Annotated in this window: 14 protein-coding genes; 6 read left to right on the top strand and 8 right to left on the bottom strand. The window is 64.5% G+C overall.

What is annotated here, in order from left to right; all coding sequences use genetic code 11:
• Nucleotides 1–53 precede the first annotated feature (53 nt).
• Genes FJ938_RS01545 through FJ938_RS01565 form a run of 5 tightly spaced genes read right to left on the bottom strand, consistent with a single transcriptional unit; the run spans nt 54 to nt 5,617 of the window.
• Nucleotides 54–635 (bottom strand): sarcosine oxidase subunit gamma, encoded by a 582-nt coding sequence (locus FJ938_RS01545; protein WP_140609636.1) that lies wholly within the window; start codon nt 633–635, stop codon nt 54–56.
• On the bottom strand, nt 628–3,621 hold the full coding sequence (locus FJ938_RS01550; protein ID WP_140690582.1) for a sarcosine oxidase subunit alpha: 2,994 nt from the start codon (nt 3,619–3,621) through the stop codon (nt 628–630). The genes FJ938_RS01545 and FJ938_RS01550 overlap by 8 nt, the downstream gene beginning before the upstream one ends.
• The gene (locus tag FJ938_RS01555; protein WP_023810124.1) at nt 3,618–3,929 is read right to left on the bottom strand and encodes a sarcosine oxidase subunit delta; all 312 of its coding nucleotides are present in this window, start codon (nt 3,927–3,929) and stop codon (nt 3,618–3,620) included. The genes FJ938_RS01550 and FJ938_RS01555 overlap by 4 nt, the downstream gene beginning before the upstream one ends.
• Nucleotides 3,930–3,941: 12 nt before the next feature.
• On the bottom strand, nt 3,942–4,364 hold the full coding sequence (locus tag FJ938_RS01560; RefSeq protein WP_140609632.1) for a hypothetical protein: 423 nt from the start codon (nt 4,362–4,364) through the stop codon (nt 3,942–3,944).
• The gene (locus tag FJ938_RS01565) at nt 4,364–5,617 is read right to left on the bottom strand and encodes a sarcosine oxidase subunit beta (protein WP_140609630.1); all 1,254 of its coding nucleotides are present in this window, start codon (nt 5,615–5,617) and stop codon (nt 4,364–4,366) included. Before FJ938_RS01565 ends, FJ938_RS01560 begins: the two co-directional genes overlap by 1 nt.
• A gap of 414 nt (nt 5,618–6,031) precedes the next feature.
• Between FJ938_RS01565 and FJ938_RS01570 the strand changes: the two genes are divergently transcribed.
• The 6 genes from FJ938_RS01570 (at nt 6,032) to FJ938_RS01595 (ending at nt 10,838) form a co-directional block, all read left to right on the top strand.
• Nucleotides 6,032–6,418 carry an SET domain-containing protein-lysine N-methyltransferase gene (locus FJ938_RS01570; protein WP_140609628.1) on the top strand — a complete coding sequence of 129 codons (387 nt, stop codon included), beginning with the start codon at nt 6,032–6,034 and terminating at the stop codon, nt 6,416–6,418.
• A gap of 177 nt (nt 6,419–6,595) precedes the next feature.
• Entirely contained in the window at nt 6,596–6,859 is a 264-nt protein-coding gene (rpsU, locus tag FJ938_RS01575) for a 30S ribosomal protein S21 (protein ID WP_008874389.1), read from the top strand.
• 191 nt (nt 6,860–7,050) lie between these two features.
• The gene (locus FJ938_RS01580; RefSeq protein ID WP_140609626.1) at nt 7,051–7,893 is read left to right on the top strand and encodes a tetratricopeptide repeat protein; all 843 of its coding nucleotides are present in this window, start codon (nt 7,051–7,053) and stop codon (nt 7,891–7,893) included.
• 193 nt (nt 7,894–8,086) lie between these two features.
• Nucleotides 8,087–8,563 (top strand): DUF992 domain-containing protein, encoded by a 477-nt coding sequence (locus FJ938_RS01585; protein ID WP_140690584.1) that lies wholly within the window; start codon nt 8,087–8,089, stop codon nt 8,561–8,563.
• A 141-nt stretch (nt 8,564–8,704) separates the two neighbouring features.
• Complete coding sequence (locus tag FJ938_RS01590) at nt 8,705–9,187, top strand: DUF992 domain-containing protein (RefSeq protein ID WP_140690587.1); 483 nt, start codon at nt 8,705–8,707, stop codon at nt 9,185–9,187.
• Nucleotides 9,188–9,401: 214 nt separating this feature from the next.
• Nucleotides 9,402–10,838, top strand: a complete 1,437-nt coding sequence (locus tag FJ938_RS01595) for an MFS transporter (protein ID WP_140690589.1) — start codon at nt 9,402–9,404, stop codon at nt 10,836–10,838.
• Nucleotides 10,839–10,862: 24 nt separating this feature from the next.
• On the opposite strand, the gene FJ938_RS01600 is transcribed toward FJ938_RS01595, so the two are convergent.
• From FJ938_RS01600 to kdpC, 3 genes are read right to left on the bottom strand one after another with little or no spacing between them, the layout of a single operon-like run.
• Nucleotides 10,863–11,552, bottom strand: a complete 690-nt coding sequence (locus FJ938_RS01600) for a response regulator transcription factor (protein ID WP_140690591.1) — start codon at nt 11,550–11,552, stop codon at nt 10,863–10,865.
• Nucleotides 11,552–14,281: a sensor histidine kinase KdpD gene (locus FJ938_RS01605; protein WP_140690594.1), complete on the bottom strand. Its 2,730-nt coding sequence runs from the start codon at nt 14,279–14,281 to the stop codon at nt 11,552–11,554. Before FJ938_RS01605 ends, FJ938_RS01600 begins: the two co-directional genes overlap by 1 nt.
• Before the next feature lie 56 nt (nt 14,282–14,337).
• Nucleotides 14,338–14,901 (bottom strand): potassium-transporting ATPase subunit KdpC, encoded by a 564-nt coding sequence (gene kdpC / locus FJ938_RS01610; protein ID WP_140690597.1) that lies wholly within the window; start codon nt 14,899–14,901, stop codon nt 14,338–14,340.
• Nucleotides 14,902–14,909 lie beyond the last annotated feature (8 nt).

Consider the following 14,909-nt stretch of genomic DNA (forward strand, 5'->3'; position numbering starts at 1 on the left):
TTCTCCCTCGACCTGTCGCCGCACAACGAATGCTGGCGGCAAACGTTCCGGGGTCAGCCGGCGGCGTCGCGGGCTCCCTCGGACAGAAAAGTAAAGACATAGTCCGAGAAGGAACGCCAGCATTCGACCCGGAAGGCGTCGTCGGCCGTACGCAACAGCACGATCTCTGCCTTGCCGAGAATGGTGCGCGAGGCTGCGCCCACCGGAAATGCGTCGAGCGACAGATCCTGCGGGCAGCCCGAATTGATCGCGGCTTCGGCCGCCGGACCGGTGACGGCTATGGCAATGTTGCGATGCGAGATGCCGACCGACGAATGCAAGGCGGAAACCCCTGCGCAATCGGCGAGCGGGTCTTTGCCGGCCTCGTCAATGACAAGCCATTCGTCCGGCCCAAGCCAAAGCGCCGTGCGCCCGGCTTTCGACGTTGAAGTCTTCGGCTTCTTCGGCAAGGTCACGCCGAGCGCCTTTGACAGGGCAGCGACGGAAGCCTCCGGCGCGCGCAGCGAGATGCGTTCCGCCGGCGGCAGGACCTCGACCTTGACACCTGTCGCGGAGACGCTGCGCCCGGCCAATGCCGGACGCCGCTCGGCCGAAGGCGAAGCCGTCGCGGTGGTCTTTGCAGCAGCCTTAGCCATTGAGGCGCCCTCCCGTCTCGTCGAAGAACACCATGCCGGTAACCTCCACTTCGATCACCCCGTTCGGCATCGGCACGTAAAGCGTGTCGCCCATCCGGTCACGGCCGCCGGCGACCAGCGCCAACGCTATGGAACGGCCGCAATTCTGCGACCAGTAGCTCGAGGTGACATGGCCGATCATCTTCATCGGGATTGCCTGTTTGGGATCCTCGACGATCTGCGCGCCCTCTTCCAGCACCACCTTCGGGTCCTTGGTCTTGAGGCCGACAAGCTGCTTGCGGCCCTTGGCGACCAGGTCCGGCCGCATCATGCCCCTGATGCCGACGAAGTCGGTCTTTTTCTTGCCGACCGCCCAGTCGAGCCCAGCGTCGTTCGGCGTCACCGTGCCATCCGTGTCCTGGCCGACGATGATATAGCCCTTCTCGGCGCGCAGCACGTGCATGGCCTCGGTGCCGTAGGCGGCGGCGCCATGCTTCTGGCCTTCGGCCCACAGCGCCTCCCAGACGGCCTGGCCGTAATCGGCCGGCACGTTGACTTCGAAGCCGCGCTCGCCGGTGAACGACATGCGGAACAACCTGGTCGGCACGCCGCAGATCTTGCCTTCGCGCACCGACATATGCGGCAGCGCCTCGTCGGACATGTCTATGCCTTCGACCAAGGGTTCGATAATCTTCCGCGCGCTCGGCCCCTGCACGGCGATGACCGCCCATTGCTCGGTGATCGAGGTCAGCCAGACATTCAAATGCGGGAATTCGGTCTGGAGATAGTCCTCCATATGGTTCATGACGCGCGGTGCGCCACCAGTCGTCGTCGTCACGTGGAAACGGTCCGGCGCCAGCCTGCCGACGACGCCGTCATCATAGATGAAGCCGTCCTCGCGCAGCATGATGCCATAGCGGCAACGGCCGGGCTCCAGCTTCTCCCACGGGTTGGTGTAGAGCAGTTCCATGAACTTGGCGGCATCCGGCCCGACCACTTCGATCTTGCCCAGTGTCGAGGCGTCGAACAGGCCTGCCTGGTTACGGACGGCGACGCATTCGCGGTCGACCGCGGCATGCATGTCTTCGCCGGCCTTGGGGAAATACCAGGCGCGCTTCCACTGGCCGACATCCTCGAACACGGCACCATGTGCCTCTGCCCACGGATGGATCGCCGTCTTGCGCGTCGGATCGAACAGCGGCCCGCGCGCATGGCTGACGATCGCGCCGAAGGTGACAGGCGTGTAAGGCGCGCGGAACGTGGTCAGGCCGACCTCCGGGATCGGCTTGCCCAGCGTTTCCGCCGCGATCGCCAGTCCATGCATGTTGGAGGTCTTGCCCTGGTCGGTCGCCATGCCGTTGGTGGTGAAGCGCTTGACGTGCTCGATCGAGCGCATGCCTTCATGCACCGCCTGGCGGATGTCCTTGGCGGTAACGTCGTTCTGGAAATCGACAAAGGCTTTCACCGTCGTGTCCGGCCCGGCCCCCGGCGCGGCGCCCAGCATGCCGCGCGACCAGTTCTCCGAGGCATCGACCTTCGGCTTCATGCCCTTGGCGGTTTTGGCGCCGGCATCCTTGGCCGCCTTGGCGCCCGCCGCATAGGCCTCGTCCACCGTGGCCGACAAGCCGTCGGTGCCGTTGCAAGCGCCGACCGAGACGCAGTCCTGCGCATAAGTGCCCGGCACGAAGCGCTGGGTCTCGTCGTTGAAGGCAACCTTGCCGCGCGACTGCGAGAACAAATGGACCGACGGCGTCCAGCCGGCCGACATCAGGATTGCATCGACGGGGATGGTGCGCTCGCCGCCGCCATTCTTCGGCTGCACCGTCATCGACGACACGCGCAGTTTGCCGCCGGCGCGGATCACCGCGCGGCCGAAATTGATCTCGATGCCGAGCGCCCTTGCCTCGTCGATCACCGGACCGGTCGGATTGTCGCGCAGGTCGACGATCGCCGCGACGTTGACGCCGGCCTTCTTCAGGTCGATCGCCGCCGCGTAAGCCGAGTCATTGGCGGTGTAGACGCCGACATTCCTGCCAACGGCCACGCCATAGTGGTTGAGGAAGGTGCGCGCCGCGCCCGCCAGCATGATGCCCGGCCGGTCATTATTGGCGAACACCATATGGCGCTCGATGGCGCCGGAGGCCAGCACGACGCGCTTGGCGCGGACCTGCCAGAGCCGTTCGCGTGGCAGATCATGGCCAGGGGCTTTCAAATGATCGCTGACGCGCTCGACCAGGGCGACGAAATTCTGTGCGTAGTAGCCGAACGCCGTGGTGCGCGGCAGCACGCGGACATTGTCCATCGCGCTCAGCTTGGCGATGGCCGCTTGCGCCCAGGCAAAACCGTCCTGGCCATCGATCTTCGCTCCACTCTCGAAACGCAGGCTGCCGCCGAACTCGGCCTGCTCGTCGGCCAGGATGACGCGTACGCCGGTCTCGGCCGCCGCAAGTGCCGCCGCGATGCCGGCGGCACCGCCGCCCAGCACCAGCACGTCGCAATGAGCATAGCGCGAGGAATAATGATCGGGATCAGGCTTGTTCGGAGAAACGCCAAGGCCGGCGGCTTCGCGGATCTTGGGCTCGTAGAGGCTCTTCCAGGCCGCCTTCGGCCACATGAAGGTCTTGTAGTAGAAGCCGGCCGAAAACATCGGCGACGCGATGTCGTTGACCGCGCCGACATCGAAGGCGAGCGACGGCCAGCGGTTCTGCGAGTTGGCGGCGAGCCCGTCATAGAGCTCCTGCACGGTCGCGCGCACATTGGGCGTCTTGCGCGCGTCGTCGCGTACGATCTGCACCAGCGCGTTGGGCTCTTCCGCGCCGGCGGACAGCACGCCGCGCGGCCGGTGGTATTTGAACGAGCGACCGACCAGATGCACGCCATTGGCAAGCAGTGCCGAGGCCAGCGTGTCGCCCTCGATGCCGCTATAGGACCGGCCGTCGAAGCTGAACCGCGCGGTCTTGGCCTGGCTGAGGCGACCGGCGCTCGGAATGCGGAATGCGCCGCTCATTTGGCAACCACTTCGTTGGAGTTTTTGGGCAGCTTGGTGGGTTTCGGCTCGCCGGCCTTGTAGGTCATGACGAACTTGTCGGTCACGGTGTCACGCACGGCATTGAAGAAGCGGGCGCAGCCATGCATGTGCCGCCAGCGCTCGTAGATGATGCCCTTGGGGTTCGAGCGGATGAAGAAGAACTTCTCGAAATCGTCGTCGCTCTCGCCGGCCATGTTGGCCGAACGCGCTATATGCGCCTCGCCGGCGTTGCGGAACTCGAGTTCCGGGCGCTCTTCCTCGCAATAGGGGCAGCGGATGAGAAGCATTTTTCGTTGATCCTACAATTCGCCATGGCCGACGCGGGCGCCGGCGGGTTGGTCGCAAAGCTTCTGGCCCATTGTCATGAAGGGAGCGACGAGCCGCAGCCGCTCCTCGACGCTAGCCGAGGCACGAAACAGGTCGCGATTGGCCATGTTGCCGAGTGTCAATTGCATCGGGTCCGTGGTGACGATGACGCCGCGCGGTTTCAAATTCTCGTCCTCGTCCAGGCCTTCCGGCCGGCCTTCAAAGAACATCACGACTTTCTGGCCGGCGCTCCACACACAGGCGAGCATTCCCTCGTCGATCGAAAACGGCCATGCGGTCTCGTTGCCGGCGCGGCTGATCGGCTGCAGCCGCACTTCTTCCGGCGTCGGAAAATGGAACATCCCCTGTTCCCCCGCCAGCATCAGCGGCATCGCGACAGCCATTTCGGCCATCATCAGTGCGCCACCGCCGCCGCTGCCGCCTCGTCGATAAGACGGCCGGTGCGGAAGCGTTCGATGGTGAAGGGCGCGTTGATCGGATGCGGATCGTCCTTGGCGATGGTGTGGGCGAAGACATGGCCCGAGCCCGGCGTCGCCTTGAAGCCGCCTGTGCCCCAGCCGCAATTCACGTAGAGGCCGGGCACCGGCGTCTTGGCCAGGATCGGCGAGCGGTCGGGCGTCACGTCGACGATGCCGCCCCACGAGCGCAGCATCTTCATGCGCGTGAAGATCGGGAACATCTCGCAGATGGCGTCGAGCGTATGCTGCAATATGTGCAGGCCGCCGGTCTGCGAATAGGAGACATACTGGTCGGTGCCGGCGCCGATCACCAGTTCGCCCTTGTCGGACTGCGAGATGTAGGCATGCACGGTGTTCGACATCACCACGCAGGGCACCACCGGCTTGATCGGCTCCGACACCAGCGCCTGCAGCGGATAGCTCTCCAGCGGCATACGCACACCGGCCATGTTCATGATCACCGAGGAGTGTCCGGCGGCGACGACGCCGACCTTCTTGGCGCCGATGAAGCCGCGTGTCGTCTCGACGCCGGTGACCGCGCCGTTCGGTGCCCGCTTGACCCCGGTCACCTCGCAATTCTGGATGATGTGGACGCCGCGCGCCGAAGCGCCGCGCGCATAGCCCCAGGCGACGGCATCATGACGCGCGGTGCCGCCACGGCGCTGCAGCGCCGCACCCACCACCGGGTAGCGCGCATCTTTCGAGGTGTTGAGCGGCGGACAGAATTCCTTGGCCTGCTCTGGTGTCAGCCATTCATTGTCGATGCCGTTCAGCCGGTTGGCATGGACATGGCGCTTCAGCACCTGGATGTCGTGCACATTGTGGGCGAGCATCATGACGCCGCGCGCCGAATACATGACGTTGTAGTTGAGCTCCTGGCTCAGTCCATCCCACAGCTTCAGCGCGTGGTCATAGATGCCGGCGCTCTCGTCATAGAGATAATTGGAGCGGATGATGGTGGTGTTGCGGCCGGTGTTGCCGCCGCCCAGCCAGCCCTTTTCCAGCACCGCGACATTGGTGATGCCGTGCACCGTGGCGAGATAATAGGCGGTGGCCAGGCCATGGCCGCCGGCGCCGACGATGATGACGTCGTATTCCTTCTTGGGCTCGGGCGAGGACCATTGCTCCTCCCAGCCCTTATGGCCGCGCATGGCCTCGCGGGCGATGGCGAATACCGAATATTTTTTCAACGTCCCAGCCTCTCGCCAAAAAGGTCTCGCAAAATGGCGCAGGGGCATTCACTCGGCCCCGGCGCGCGAGGTGTATCACTAGCGAAACAGCGCTGCCACCCTTGCGCTGTTTGCGACGGCGCTTGCCGTTTTGCGCCGTGGTGAAAAAGACGCCCGCTAGGCATCGGCACATTGGCCGGTTTCGGGTCGCCCGCCCGATCCCGGCTACCGCCAGGCCATCCGATGCCTCGAGCTTCACCACGGGCATCGCGCTGTTTGCCGACGGCGATCTCGATCAGCCGGACGTAAAAGGGCTTCAAGGCGATGAGGCCGTCCGTCACTTTTACCAGTCCGCCGGGCTTGCTTTTTTGGCGCGATTTGACGATCTCGTTTCCTGTCGAAACGGGTCTTCTTGCCGAAAAAGGTCCTGGAACCATGATGCTGATCCGAACCTACGTCGCCGCGAGCGCAATCGAGGGCGTCGGCATGTTCGCCGCCGAGCCGATCCGGAAAGGCGCCTCGATCTGGCGCCTCGATCCCGATTTCGACCGGCTGATCCCGATGGACAAATACGAGGCGGCGCCGCCGCCTCTGAAGGAATTGCTCGACCGCTACGCCTATCCGAGTCCCGATCGGCCGGGTTTCATGGTCTATGAGGTCGACAATGGCCGCTTCATGAACCATTCGGCGACGCCGAACACCGACTTTTCGCAATATGGCGGCGCGACCGCCACCCGCGACATTGCAATTGGCGAAGAGATCACCTGTGATTATGGCGAGTTCTTCGAGGATTTTGAGCGGCTGCATCTGGCCACGGCGTAGTCGGCCCCCTATCTCTTGTCCATTCGTGGCGATTAGGCCGCCGTCCTTCATTTCGGCTGTGGACAGCGCGGTCTGATTCTGCTATCAGCCGCCACAATTCGTGGTGTCGACCGCTGCGGAGGCTAGTGGCTATGGCCGCCTGCCTATTGATATCAAACCCGAAAGACAGGATTGCCCGTGCAGGTACTCGTCCGCGACAATAACGTTGATCAGGCGCTTCGCGCGCTGAAGAAGAAGATGCAGCGCGAAGGCATTTTCCGCGAAATGAAGATGCGCGGTCACTACGAGAAGCCTTCCGAGAAGCGCGCCCGCGAAAAGGCTGAAGCCGTGCGCCGCGCCCGCAAGCTGGCCCGTAAGCGCGCACAGCGCGAAGGCCTGCTGCCGATGACGCCGCGTCCGGTGGCTGCCGGTGCTGCCGGTGCAGCGCGTCCGCCGCGCTGATTATCGCCAATATTTCGTCCTTTTCGAAGGATACCAAGGTGGCGCGATGCGGAATCGCCGCCACCTTTTTGTTTAGAGCCACATGCGCCCGCCTGGGCGCACAGGATACGCTCTGACACTTTATGACATTGTGACCGGCCCGGAGGGGGGATCCGGACCTGAACGACGCGGCAAGTGAGGACAGGGCAGACATGAACGCAACAAGCGTGGAGCGGGGGACCGCATTGCGTGGTTTCGCCCTGACAGCGGCCCTGCTTTCCGGATTGGTGCTTGCCGCCTGCCAGACGTCGGGCCCCGCCGGCGAGTTCAACAACATCGACAAGGCGCAGGGGTCGAGCGAGAACATCTCCTCGCTGTCGGCGGTCATCCAGCGCAATCCCCAGGATCCCGAAGGCTACAATGTGCGAGGCTCGGCCTATGGCCGGGGCGGCCAGTACCAGGCGGCGCTCAAGGACTTCAACCAGGCTATCCAGCTCAATCCGAATTTCTACCAGGCCTATTCGAACCGCGCGCTCATCCAGCGCTTCCTCGGCAATCAGGAAGCAGCGCTTGCCGACTACAACCGCTCGATCCAGATCAACGGCAACTATGATGCCGCCTATATCGGCCGCGGCAATCTCTATCGCAAGGCGGGCCGCACCCAGGATGCCTTCAACGATTTCCAGAAGGCGATCCAGCTCGACACCACGGACGCCCGCGCGTATCACAATCGCGGCCTGATCTATCAGAGCCAGGGCCAGCACAAATTCGCCATCGAGGATTTCTCGACCGCCATCTCGCTGGCCCCTGATGCCGCGGAGCCTTACAACGGGCGCGGCCTCTCCTACCTGGCGACGGGCGACGAGGACAATGCCTTCTCCGATTTCAACATGGCCATCAAGCTCGACGGCCAGAATGCCGAGGCCTGGGCCAACCAGGCGCTGATCTATGAGAAGCGCGGCGACAAGGCGAAGGCGGCGAAATCCTATCACGAAGCCGTGCGCCTCAACCCCAGCTACCAGCCGGCCAAGGACGGCCTCGCTCGCGTCAGCTGATAGCCGGCTAAGTATTGTGGGTCAGGTTGCGTGTCCGAAAGGACACGCACCGCGGCGGATCGCCGCCAATCAACCGCGCGTTAACCCCCGCAACAAGCCGTTAGCCCTTGCCTTGTTCGCGCCAAGTTTTCGGCGGAACGGACTGGTCACCCAAGCCGTTATTTCGAAGCATTTTGCGAAAGGACCCTCCCCCATGATCAAGAGACTCGTCTGCGCCGCGGCACTCGCCACGACCGTGTTTGCTGCCGCTCCGGCCAGTGCCGGAAAGCTGCAACTCGGCACGCTCGACTGCACCATTGATGGCGGCACCGGCTACATCGTGACGTCCAACAAGGGTGTGTCCTGCGTTTTCCGTCCCCACCATCACGGGCCGTCGGAGATCTACACCGGCGTCATCTCCAAGCTCGGCGTCGACCTCGGCAAGACGCATCAGGGCCAGCTCGTCTGGGCGGTTCTTGCCGCGACCCACGACCGCGACGCCGGCGACCTTGCCGGCAGCTATTATGGCGTGAACGCCGAGGCCAGCGTCGTCACTGGCGGCGGCGCCAATTTGCTGGTCGGCGGCTTGGATAGCGCCTTCATGCTGGAGCCACTCAGCGTCCAGGCGCAGACCGGCATCAATCTTGCCGTGGCCGTGACCTCGCTTGAGCTGATCCATTCGCTCAAGTGAATGGACGGAGCAACTCCAGGAGAAGTGTGAAACGGGTCTCCCTACCGAATTGCGTTAGGACGGCTGCAGGCTCCACTAACCCTCACCCTGCGGCGCGGAACCGGATAGGATGGTTCCGCGCCGTTTGATTGGGGGACCGCCATGCCGAAGACAGCCATTGCCGCTGCCGTGATCGCAACTGTGCTTGCCGGCGCGGCACAAGCGCAGGACGGCGGAATAGAGCTAGGCACGCTCGAATGCGCCATCGGGGGCGGCACCGGCTTCATTTTCGGCTCGAGCAAGGATCTGAGCTGCACCTTCACCCCGACCGACAAGACCTTCGCGCCGGAAGCCTATTTCGGCGCCGTCAACAAATACGGCCTCGACATCGGCACGACGAAGCAGGCGGTGATGCAATGGCTGGTGCTGACACCGCTGAAGAACATCTACGCGCCCGGCGCGCTGGCGGGCGACTATATCGGCCCCAGCGCCGAGGTGACGGCGGCCGTCGGCGCCGGCGCCAATCTTTTGGTCGGCGGCTCCTCGCAGGCCTTCACCCTCCAGCCGCTCAGCCTGCAGACCCAGACCGGCATGAATCTCGCCATCGGCGTCAGCCAGTTCCAGCTGCGCAGCACCGAGAACTGATTGCTTCGCGAACGCGGCCAATCGCGGGAGACGGCCGCGTAACGCACTCTCAAAAAACCGCTTGAGCTCAAGCGCGGTTGAGGTTCTACAAGCCCGCCCAGGCAAACGACGCCTGGTGCGGCGCACCATCCCGATGCGCATGGTCCTGCCGGAAAGCCTTGCTGGCTTCTGGTGCCACGCGCCGGCGTCGAGATATGCAGAGGCGGGGGTGAAGATGGCTGAAATCAGCACAAATAGGGTCGACTGGCGCGCCTTGTGGGCGAGCGGCGACCTGGCGCGCTTCTGCTTCATCAGTCTCGGCATCCTGCTTCACGCCACCAATGAAACGATGGTGGCGACCGTCATGCCGGCCATGGTCGGGGAACTGGCCGGCGTGCAGCTCGTCGGCTGGTCCCTGGCAATCTACGAGCTTGGCGCCATCGTCGCCGGTGCTGCCGCCGGACGGCTGGTGAGCTATGTAGCGCTGCGCACCACCATGGTGGTCGCGGCGCTGCTCTACGCCGCCGGGGCGCTGATCTGCGCCACCTCGCCGTCCATGCAATTGTTCCTTGCCGGCCGCCTGATCGAGGGGCTGGGTGGCGGCGCGCTGGTGTCGCTGGCCTTCGTCTCGGTCGAGCGGCTGTTTTCGCGCGCCATCTGGCCGCAGCTTTTCGGCATCATGTCGGCGATCTGGGGCGTCGCGGCGTTCAGCGGCCCGCTGCTCGGCGCGATCATGACCGAGCTCCTGTCGTGGCGCTGGGCCTTCGGCGTCTTCACCTTGGGCGGCACCGCCATGGCGCTGGCGAGCTTCCTCGTGCTCGACACGCCGGAGGCGAAGAAACCAGCGACAAGCGCCGGCAAGGCCCCGCCCTTTCCGTTCGCGGCGCTCGGCTGCCTTGCCATCGCCGTGGTGCTGATCGCCTCGGCCGGCGTCGATATCGCCCCGCTGCGCTCCTCGCTGCTGATCGTGCTTGGCCTGGCGGGTCTCGCGCTGTTTTTCTACATCGACGGGCTGAAGCCGCGCTCGCGGCTTTTCCCGGCGCGGCTGTTCTCGTGGCGCACACCGGTCGGCGCCGGCATGACCATGGTCGCCGCCTTTTCTATCGCGACCTGCTCCTTCGGCGTCTACGGACCCCTGCTGCTGACCAGCCTGCACGACATTCCGCTGCTGACCACCGGCTACATCATCGCCGCCGAATCGATCGCCTGGTCTATCCTGTCGATCCTCGTCGCCAACGCACCGCCGCAGCGTGAGCGGCTGATCATCGTCTGTGGCGCATTGATGATCGCCGCGGGCATTGCGGGCTTTGCCTACACGATACCGCTGGGCTCGATCCCGCTGATCCTGGTCTGCGCCCTGCTGCAAGGCGGCGGCTTCGGCGTGGCCTGGCCGTTCCTGACCCGCGTTATCGTCGCCTCGGCCCCGGACGACGAGCAGACCATCGCCTCGGCCGCGGTGCCGACCATGCAGCGGATCGGCTATGCCGTGGGTGCGGCCCTTGCCGGCATCGTCGCCAATGCCAGCGGTTTTTCGCAAGGACTGAACCACGACGCTGCGGCCAATGTCGCGAGCTGGCTATTTCTTGCTTTCGTGCCGCTTGGGCTGCTCGGCTGTCTCGCCGCCATGCGGACGTCGGCGACCGCGAACCGGCCGCTGGGAGCCATCGGCTGACGCGGGTTCAATCGAAGCGCCGTCTCATTCGACACGCAGGCGGTAGCCGACACCGGTCTCGGTGGTGATGTAGCGCGGCTGGTCGGGGGTCTTCTCGATCTTCTGCCTGAGCTGCCGGACATAGACCCTGAGATACTGCACGTCGGTGGAATCTCCCCAGATCTGCTTGAGGATGAAGTGGTGGGTCAGCACCTTGCCGGCATGCTGCACCAGGATGCGCAGGATGTCGTATTCCTTCGGCGAGAGCTTTATCTCCCTGTCCTCGACCTTGACGATGCGCTTGACCAGGTCGACCGAGAGGTCGCCGCTCTGGAAAACCGGCTTCTCGCCCTGTTGTTGGAACTTGTGCCGCAACGCCACGCGGATGCGCGCCACCAGTTCGTTCATGCCGAACGGCTTGGTGACATAGTCGTCAGCGCCGAGTTCGAGCGCGTTGACGATGCCCGCCTCGTCGGTGCGGCTGGAGAGGATGACGACGGGAATGTCGACGCCCTCGTCACGCCATTTGCGCAAGAGTTCATGGCCACCCATGCCCGGCAGGCCGAGATCGAGCAACACCAGGTCGGGCTTTTCCTGTTCCATCAGCTCGATCGCCACCTTGGCGTTCGGCGCTTCGCTGACCGCATAGCCCTGGCTGGCGAGGCCGACCCGAAGCAGCTTGCGGATCGGCGGCTCGTCATCGACAACCAGTATCCTGACATTCGAATTCGTCATCAAAGCTGATCCACGCTGGGCCCGTTGCCGCGATTGTCGGCCTCGGGCGCTTCGGCCGGCACCGGCATCCTGATGGTGAAAGCGGCACCGGGACGGTCGCTGCGATTGGCGGCCGAGATCGTGCCGCCCATCGCTTCGACAAAGCCGCGGCAGATCGACAGGCCGAGCCCGGTGCCGGCGCGCACCTGATCGCCCTTGCGCACCCGATAGAAGGTGTCGAACACGCGTTCCAGATCCTGCGCCGGAATGCCTGGTCCCTCATCCATGATCCGCACGACGACGGACCCATTGTCGGTCCATCCCTGCACACCGATCGTCGAGCCGGGTGGCGAATATTTCGACGCATTGTCGAGAAGATTGAACAGGACCTGTTCGAACAGCACGGGATCGAGCTTCAGCATCGGCAGGTCAGGCGGAATATCGACCGTGATCTTGTGTTCGCTGGTGATCTTGCGGGCGCGGTCGAGCGCCGTGCCGACGATATCGCCGACATAGTGGAGGGCACAGTTCGGCTCCATCGCACCGGATTCGATCTTGGTCATGTCGAGCAGATTGGCGATGAAGCGGTTCAGCCGTTCCGACTCGTCGATCACCGTCGACAGAAGCTCCGCCCTGTCCTGCTCGGGGAGATCAGGCGCGAATTCCTTGAGCGTGCCGGCCGCCCCCATGATGGCCGAGAGCGGCGTTTTCAGATCATGCGAAATCGAGGTCAGCAGGGCCGAGCGCAGCCGGTCGGCCTCGGCGGCGAGCTTGGCCCGGTCGACGTCGGCGACCAGTTGGATGCGCTCGATCGCCACCGCAGCCTGGTCGGCCAGCGCGTCGAGCAGGCGCTGTTGCTCGGGCGTCAGCAGCGGGCCCTGCTTGTCATTGTCGAGGCCGACGACACCGAGCGCGGTGCGCCCCGTGCGCAAGGGAAGATAGAGGCGTTTGGCGCCGGGCAGCGTGTCGGCGCCGCGCCCGGCGGCACGGTTGTGCTCCCAGGCCCAGCGGGCGGCGGCGATGTCGGCCTCGGCCAGCGTGTCGTCGGGCGGATAACCGGCCTTGACGGTTATGGTGCCGTCTTCGGGCAGAAGCAGCACCACGCGCAGCTTCAGCATCGAGGCGATCTGGAAGGCGGTGGCCCAGAGAACGTCATCGAGCGTACCGGCGCCGGCGAGCTTCTTGGAGAACAGATAGATGTCTTCCGTGGCCCGCGCCCGCGAGCGTGCGGCGACCGCCTGACGCTGCACGCGGGCCGTCAGGTCGCTGGCGATGACGGCGACGACCAGAAACACGCCGAGCGCGACAATGCTCTCCGGATCCCGGATCGTCAGCGTGTAGCGCGGCTCCAGGAAGAAATAGTTGAAGGCAACGGCGCTGACGACGCAGGCATACAGGGCCGGCCAGAGACCACCGGCGACGGCCGACGTCAGCACCCCGATGAGGAAGATGATCGCGAGGTTGCGAACGTCGAGAAACTGGTCGAGCAGGACGGCGAAAGCGAGCGAGCCGGCGACAAAAGCGGTAGCCTTGAGATAGGGCCGGATCTGGAATTGCAATTGCTCGTCGGCCGCCTTGACGCTTCTCGAACTTGCCTCGGCATCACGCTCGGTTCCGGAAATGACATGGACGCTGATGTCGCCGGCGTTGCGGATCAGGTCATGGGTGAGCGATCCCTCGATCAGTTCGCGCCAGCGCGACCGGGTCGGCCTGCCGACCACGATATGGGTGAAGTTGTTCGCCGTCGCGTGGCGGACGATATCCTGCGCGACGTTCTGGCCGGGAATGGTCGTCACCTCGGCGCCGAGCTGCTCGGCAAGGCGCAGCAGCGTGGCGAGGCGGTCCTTGTCTTCCTCGGACATGCCGGCCGAGCGAGGCGTATCCACATGAAGCGCCGTCCATGGCGCGCGAAGCCGGTCGGCCAGCCTGCGGGCATAGCGGATGCGGGCAGCACCGCCCGGACGCGCGTCGACGCAGACGAGAACCCGTTCCCCGGCAGCCCACGGCCCCGAAATGGCGTGCGCCTGCATGTGGTTGAGCAATTGCTCGTCGACGCGCTGGGCCGTGCGGCGCAGCGCCAGCTCCCGCAGCGCCGTCAGATTGCCCGGCGAGAAATAGTTCTCGATGGCGCGTTGCGCGGTGTTGGGGAAATAGACCTTGCCTTCCTGCAGTCGCTTGATCAGGTCATCGGGGGTCAGATCGATGATTTCGACGTCGTCGGCCTGGTCGATGATGGAATCGGGAACCGTCTCGCGAACCCTGACCCGCGTGATCTGGGCGACGACGTCGTTCAGGCTTTCGACATGCTGGATGTTGAGCGTCGTGTAGACATCGATGTCTCGCGCCAGGATTTCCTGGACGTCGAGGTAGCGCTTGGGATGGCGGCTGCCGGGCGCGTTGGTGTGGGCGAGCTCGTCGACGAGGACCAGCGCCGGGCGCCGGGCGAGGATGGCATCGATGTCCATCTCGTCGAGAATACGCCCCTTGTAGTGGACCTTGCGGCGGGGAATGACTTCATAACCCTCGACCAGGGCCTGGGTTTCCCGACGGCCATGCGTCTCGACGACGCCGATCACCACGTCGATGCCGTCGGCCAGCCTGGCACGGCCCGACATCAGCATCTCGTAAGTCTTGCCGACACCTGGTGCCGCACCGAGGAATATACGCAGACGGCCGCGCCCCTCCCGCTCGGCATGCTCGAGCAGCGCATCGGGGGAAGGTCTGTTTTCGCTGCTGCTGTCTTCCGGCATCGGAACCGATCATGAATGGCGCCGGGGATGCTGTCGATCCCTGCACCTGCCATCAACTATTTCGCGGCGTCCAGCGCCATGTTGAGCGCCAGCACGTTGACCACAGGCTCTCCCATGAAACCGAGTTCCCGGCTCTCGACCCGGCCGTCGACGAGCGCCTTGACCTTGGCTTCGTCGATGCCCCTGGCCTTGGCCACGCGGGGAACCTGGAAATAGGCGGCCTCCGGGCTGATCTGCGGGTCGAGGCCGCTGCCGGACGTCGTGACGAGATCCATCGGCACCGGCGCGTTCGGGTTTTCCGCCTTCAGCTTCCCGGCATCGCCCTTGATGCGCTCGATCAGCTTGGGATTGGTCGGGCCGAGATTGGAGCCGCCGGAGGCGCTGGCGTCATAGCCATTGCCGGCGGCCGAAAGCCTGCCATGGAAATACTTGTCGCTGGCGAATGCCTGGCCGATCAGTTCGGAGCCGATCACCTTGCCATCCTTTTCGATCAGGCTGCCATTGGCCTGCTTCGGGAACAGCGCCTGCGCGATTCCGGTCATACCCAGCGGATAGACCAGGCCGGTCAGCACGGTTAAGAAAACGATCATGACGATCGCGGGTCTGATTTGCTTGAGCATCGGAATTG

Source organism: Mesorhizobium sp. B2-4-14 (assembly GCF_006442155.1).
GTDB lineage: Bacteria > Pseudomonadota > Alphaproteobacteria > Rhizobiales > Rhizobiaceae > Mesorhizobium.

What these genes read in the sequence shown, in the direction of transcription:
- FJ938_RS01550 (WP_140690582.1), bottom strand. Translation starts at nt 3,621, where the DNA reads ATGAGCGGCGCATTCCGCATTCCGAGCGCCGGTCGCCTCAGCCAGGCC.
- FJ938_RS01595 (WP_140690589.1), top strand. Translation starts at nt 9,402, where the DNA reads ATGGCTGAAATCAGCACAAATAGGGTCGACTGGCGCGCCTTGTGGGCG.
- FJ938_RS01545 (WP_140609636.1), bottom strand. Translation starts at nt 635, where the DNA reads ATGGCTAAGGCTGCTGCAAAGACCACCGCGACGGCTTCGCCTTCGGCC.
- FJ938_RS01570 (WP_140609628.1), top strand. Translation starts at nt 6,032, where the DNA reads ATGATGCTGATCCGAACCTACGTCGCCGCGAGCGCAATCGAGGGCGTC.
- kdpC (WP_140690597.1), bottom strand. Translation starts at nt 14,901, where the DNA reads ATGCTCAAGCAAATCAGACCCGCGATCGTCATGATCGTTTTCTTAACC.
- FJ938_RS01555 (WP_023810124.1), bottom strand. Translation starts at nt 3,929, where the DNA reads ATGCTTCTCATCCGCTGCCCCTATTGCGAGGAAGAGCGCCCGGAACTC.
- FJ938_RS01590 (WP_140690587.1), top strand. Translation starts at nt 8,705, where the DNA reads ATGCCGAAGACAGCCATTGCCGCTGCCGTGATCGCAACTGTGCTTGCC.
- FJ938_RS01580 (WP_140609626.1), top strand. Translation starts at nt 7,051, where the DNA reads ATGAACGCAACAAGCGTGGAGCGGGGGACCGCATTGCGTGGTTTCGCC.
- FJ938_RS01605 (WP_140690594.1), bottom strand. Translation starts at nt 14,281, where the DNA reads ATGCCGGAAGACAGCAGCAGCGAAAACAGACCTTCCCCCGATGCGCTG.
- FJ938_RS01600 (WP_140690591.1), bottom strand. Translation starts at nt 11,552, where the DNA reads ATGACGAATTCGAATGTCAGGATACTGGTTGTCGATGACGAGCCGCCG.
- FJ938_RS01585 (WP_140690584.1), top strand. Translation starts at nt 8,087, where the DNA reads ATGATCAAGAGACTCGTCTGCGCCGCGGCACTCGCCACGACCGTGTTT.
- FJ938_RS01560 (WP_140609632.1), bottom strand. Translation starts at nt 4,364, where the DNA reads ATGATGGCCGAAATGGCTGTCGCGATGCCGCTGATGCTGGCGGGGGAA.